Raw genomic sequence first — 4071 nt, forward strand, 5'->3', positions numbered from 1 at the left:
GCCGGGCGTCCGACAGCCGTTCCAGCAGCAGCATCCCGACGCCCTCGGCCCAGCCGGTGCCGTCCGCGGCTCCCGCGAAGGGCTTGCAGCGCCCGTCCGGGGCCAGTCCGCGCTGGCGGCTGAACTCGACGAACGCGAGGGGGCTGGCCATGACGGTGGCGCCGCCCGCGAGGGCCAGCGAGCACTCGCCCTGCCGCAGCGCCTGGGCGGCCCAGTGCAGCGCCACCAGGGACGACGAGCAGGCGGTGTCCACCGTCACCGCGGGCCCCTCGAAGCCGAAGGTGTAGGAGATGCGCCCCGAGGCGACACTTCCGGCGTTGCCCGTCATGAGGTAGCCCTCGGTGGCCTCGCCGGCCTGCTGCACCGCATCGGTGTAGTCGTGGTAGGTCAGCCCGCAGAACACGCCGGTCTGGCTGCCGCGTACCGACGCCGGGTCGATACCGGCCCGCTCCAGCGCCTCCCACGTCGTCTCCAGCAGCAGCCGCTGCTGCGGATCCATCGCCAACGCCTCACGCGGCGAGATGCCGAAGAACTCGGGGTCGAAATCACCGGCGTCGTACAGGAAACCACCTTCACGCGCATACGCCGTGCCCCGGTGATCGGGGTCCGGGTGGTACAGGCCCTCCAGGTCCCAGCCGCGATCGTCGGGCAGCCCCGAGATCGCGTCCCCGCCGCTGATGAGCAGCTGCCACAGCTCTTCGGGCGTACGCACACCGCCCGGGAAGCGGCAGCCCATTCCGACGATGGCGATCGGCTCGTCATCGGTCGTGGCGTTGCGCACCGACGGCGTGGCCCGGGTCCGGTCGAGGGCCGGGGCTTCGTCTGCGGCCGGCGCGGAGCCGATCACCTCGCCGAGGATGTGGCGGGCGACCGCGGTCGGTGTCGGATAGTCGAAGACCAGCGTGGCCGGAAGCCGCAGACCGGTGGCGGCGTTGAGGCGGTTGCGCAGCTCGACCGCGGTGAGCGAGTCGAAGCCGATGTCGCTGAACGCGCGGTCGGGAGCGATCGTGTCCGACTCCGCATGGCCGAGCACGGCCCCCGCGTGATCGGTCACCAGCTCCAGCAGGACGTCCTCCCGCTCGGACCGGGGCAGACCCGTGAGACGGCGTACGAGGGCGGTGGCACCGCCCTGGTCGTCGTCGGCGGCGTCGATCACCCGTCGGGCCGGGGCGCCGATGAGGTGGCGCAGCAGAGCGGGGGTGGTTCCGGGCCGGGCGTGTGCGCGGAGCACCGCGACGTCCATGCGCGTCGGCACCAGCAGGGCGTCATCGGTCGTGTGTGCCGCGTCGAAGAGCGCGAGCCCTTCGTCGGCGGCCAGGGGGGTCATGCCGAACCGTGCCATCCGGGCCATGTCGACCTCGCCCAGGTGGCCGGTCATATCGCTGCGTTCGGCCCAGAAACCCCAGGCCAACGACACCCCCGCAAGCCCACGCGCCCGCCGGCGCGCCGCCAGAGCGTCCAGGAACATGTTCGCCGCCGCATAGTTCCCCTGCCCTGCCGCACCAAAAGTGGCAGCGGCCGACGAGAACATCACAAACGCCGACAGATCCAGATCCCGCGTCAACTCATCCAGATGCACCGCCGCATCGACCTTCGGCCGCAACACCGCGTCGATACGCTCCGGCGTCAACGACTCCACCAGACCGTCGTCCAGCACACCTGCGGCATGCACCACACCACGCAACGGACGATCCGCCGGAATGCGCGCCAGCACCCGCGTCAACGCCTCACGGTCGGCGACATCGCACGCCTCGAACACCACGCGGGCGCCGATGTCGGCGAGCTCGGCTTCCAGCTCCGCCGCACCCGCCGTGTCGCGGCCGCGACGCGACACCAGCACCACGCTGCGCACCCCGTGGCGGGCGACCACGTGCCGTGCGACCAAACCGCCCAGCACACCACTGGCGCCCGTGATCAGCACCGAGCCGTCGGGCTCCCACACCACCTCTCGCTGAGGCGCTACGGGGACCAGGGCCCGGGTCAGCCTTGGGGCGCACACACCGCCGCCACGTACGGCGAGTTGGGGCTCTCCGGTGGCCACCGCCGCGCCGATCGCCTCGGCGGCCCACTCCAGGGTCTCCAGATCCACCAGGACGAATCGGTCCGGATGCTCGGCCTGCGCCGAGCGCACCAGGCCCCAGACCGCGGCAGCCGCCGCGTCCGGTACATCCTCACCCGGTACGGCCGCCACCGCACCCCGCGTCACCACCACGAGTCGCGAGTCGGCGCACCGCTCCTCGGCCAGCCACACCTGGAGCGCGTCCAGGGCGCGATGTGTCGCCTGGTGTGCCTGCTCTGCCACGGACACGAGGTCGTGTTCCGCCGCGGCGGAGTCGGTTGCCGAGACGGAGTCGGCTGCCGAGGCGGTGAGGAACGGCAGGAGTACGAGGTCGGGCACGGATGCGGCCGATGCGTCGGACCGGAGCAGCGTGCCCATGTCGTCGTACTCGTCGATCCGGCCACCGCTCGTTTCGAGCGCGGTGCGCAGTACGGCGCCGTCAGGGCCGACGATCGACCACTGGGCGCGGTCCGGCTCGATACCGGGGGAGCCTGCCGGGACACTCATCCACTCCACCCGGAACAGCGACTCATGAGGCCTCCGGCCCCCGGTGAGCTGCTCCGATGTGAAGGCGCGCGTCGCCACGGCATCCACGTCGGCCACCGCATGGCCCGATTCGTCGGCCAGCAGGATCGCCATGCCGTCGGGTCGTTCCGTGGAGAGCCGGACGCGCAGGGTCGTCGCGCCTGTGGCGTACAGGGACATCCCGGTCCACCGGTACGGGAGCCGGACGCGGCCGCCGTCGTCGGCCGTCAGATCGGCCACGGCGTGCAGGGCCGCGTCGAGCAGCACGGGATGCAGACCGAAACGACCCGCCTCCGAGCGCATGTCCTCCGCCAACGCCACCTCGGCGAAGATCTCCGCACCACGACGCCACGCATGGCGCAGGGCGCGGAACGCCGGACCGTACTCGACACCGCTGAGCGCCGCCGCGCCCGGGTACCGGTCGGCGAGGCCGATCGGCTCGGCGTCCGCCGGTGGCCACTGGCCGAGCCCGGTCTCCGCCGGCGCCGTGGGCCCCTCCGTGGTCAGCACACCGGTGGCATGGTGGGTCCACGGGAGGTCGGCAGGCCCGTCCTCGAAGCGGGAGTAGAGGTTCACGGTGCGTCGTCCGGAGTCGTCCGGGCCTCCGACCGTCAGTTGCAGCTGGACGGCGCCGCTCTCGGGGAGGGCGAGGGGCGTTTCCTGCGTCAGCTCCTCCAGGTGCCCGCAGCCGACCGCGTCACCGGCTCGCAGCGCCAACTCGACCAGGGCGGACCCGGGGAGCAGCGCCGTGCCGTAGATGGCGTGGTCGGCCAGCCACGGGTGCGTACGAAGCGAGAGCCGACCGGTGAACAGCTGTCCGCCGGACTCGGGCAGCGCGACCGCCGCGCCGAGCAGGGGATGGTCGGCGGAGACCAGCCCGGCCGACGACACGTCGCCCGCCACGGCTGAGGGCTCGACCCAGTAGCGCTGGTGCTGGAAGGCGTACGTCGGCAGATCGACGCGACGGGCGCCCGTGCCCGCGAACATCCCCGCCCAGTCCACGGACACGCCGCCCACGTACGCCTCGGCGAGGGAGGTGGCGAACCGGTCGAGCCCGCCTTCGTCGCGGCGCAGGGATCCAACGGCGGTGACACGGGTGCCGTGGTCCTCGGCGGTCTGCTCCACGCCCATCGTCAGGACGGGGTGGGCGCTGGCCTCGATGAACGTATCGAAGCCAGCGGCCAGCAGGGCGCGTACGGTCTCGTCGAAGCGCACCGTCCGGCGCAGATTGCGGTACCAGTAGGCGGCGTCCAGGTCGGCCGTATCGAGGACGCCGCCGGTCACCGTCGAATAGAAGGGAATGGACGCCGACCGAGGGCTGATCCCCGCGAGCTCATGCAGCAACTCGCCCTCGATGGCCTCCACATGAGCGCAGTGCGAGGCGTAGTCGACCGGGATGCGACGCGCCCGGACCTCGTCCGCCTCGCAGGCCGCCAGCAGCTCGTCCAACGCGTCGGCGTCACCGGAGACCACGACCGCCGAGGGCC

At 72.3% G+C, this 4071-nt stretch carries 1 protein-coding gene; it reads right to left on the reverse strand.

Annotated features, from left to right (window positions below):
- The coding region (locus IEJ02_RS47540; protein WP_191070468.1) for an SDR family NAD(P)-dependent oxidoreductase at window positions 1–4071 on the reverse strand (4071 nt) is incomplete at both ends.

It is taken from the genome of Streptomyces sp. 5-10, from assembly GCF_014712245.1.
Lineage (GTDB): Bacteria > Actinomycetota > Actinomycetes > Streptomycetales > Streptomycetaceae > Streptomyces > Streptomyces violaceusniger.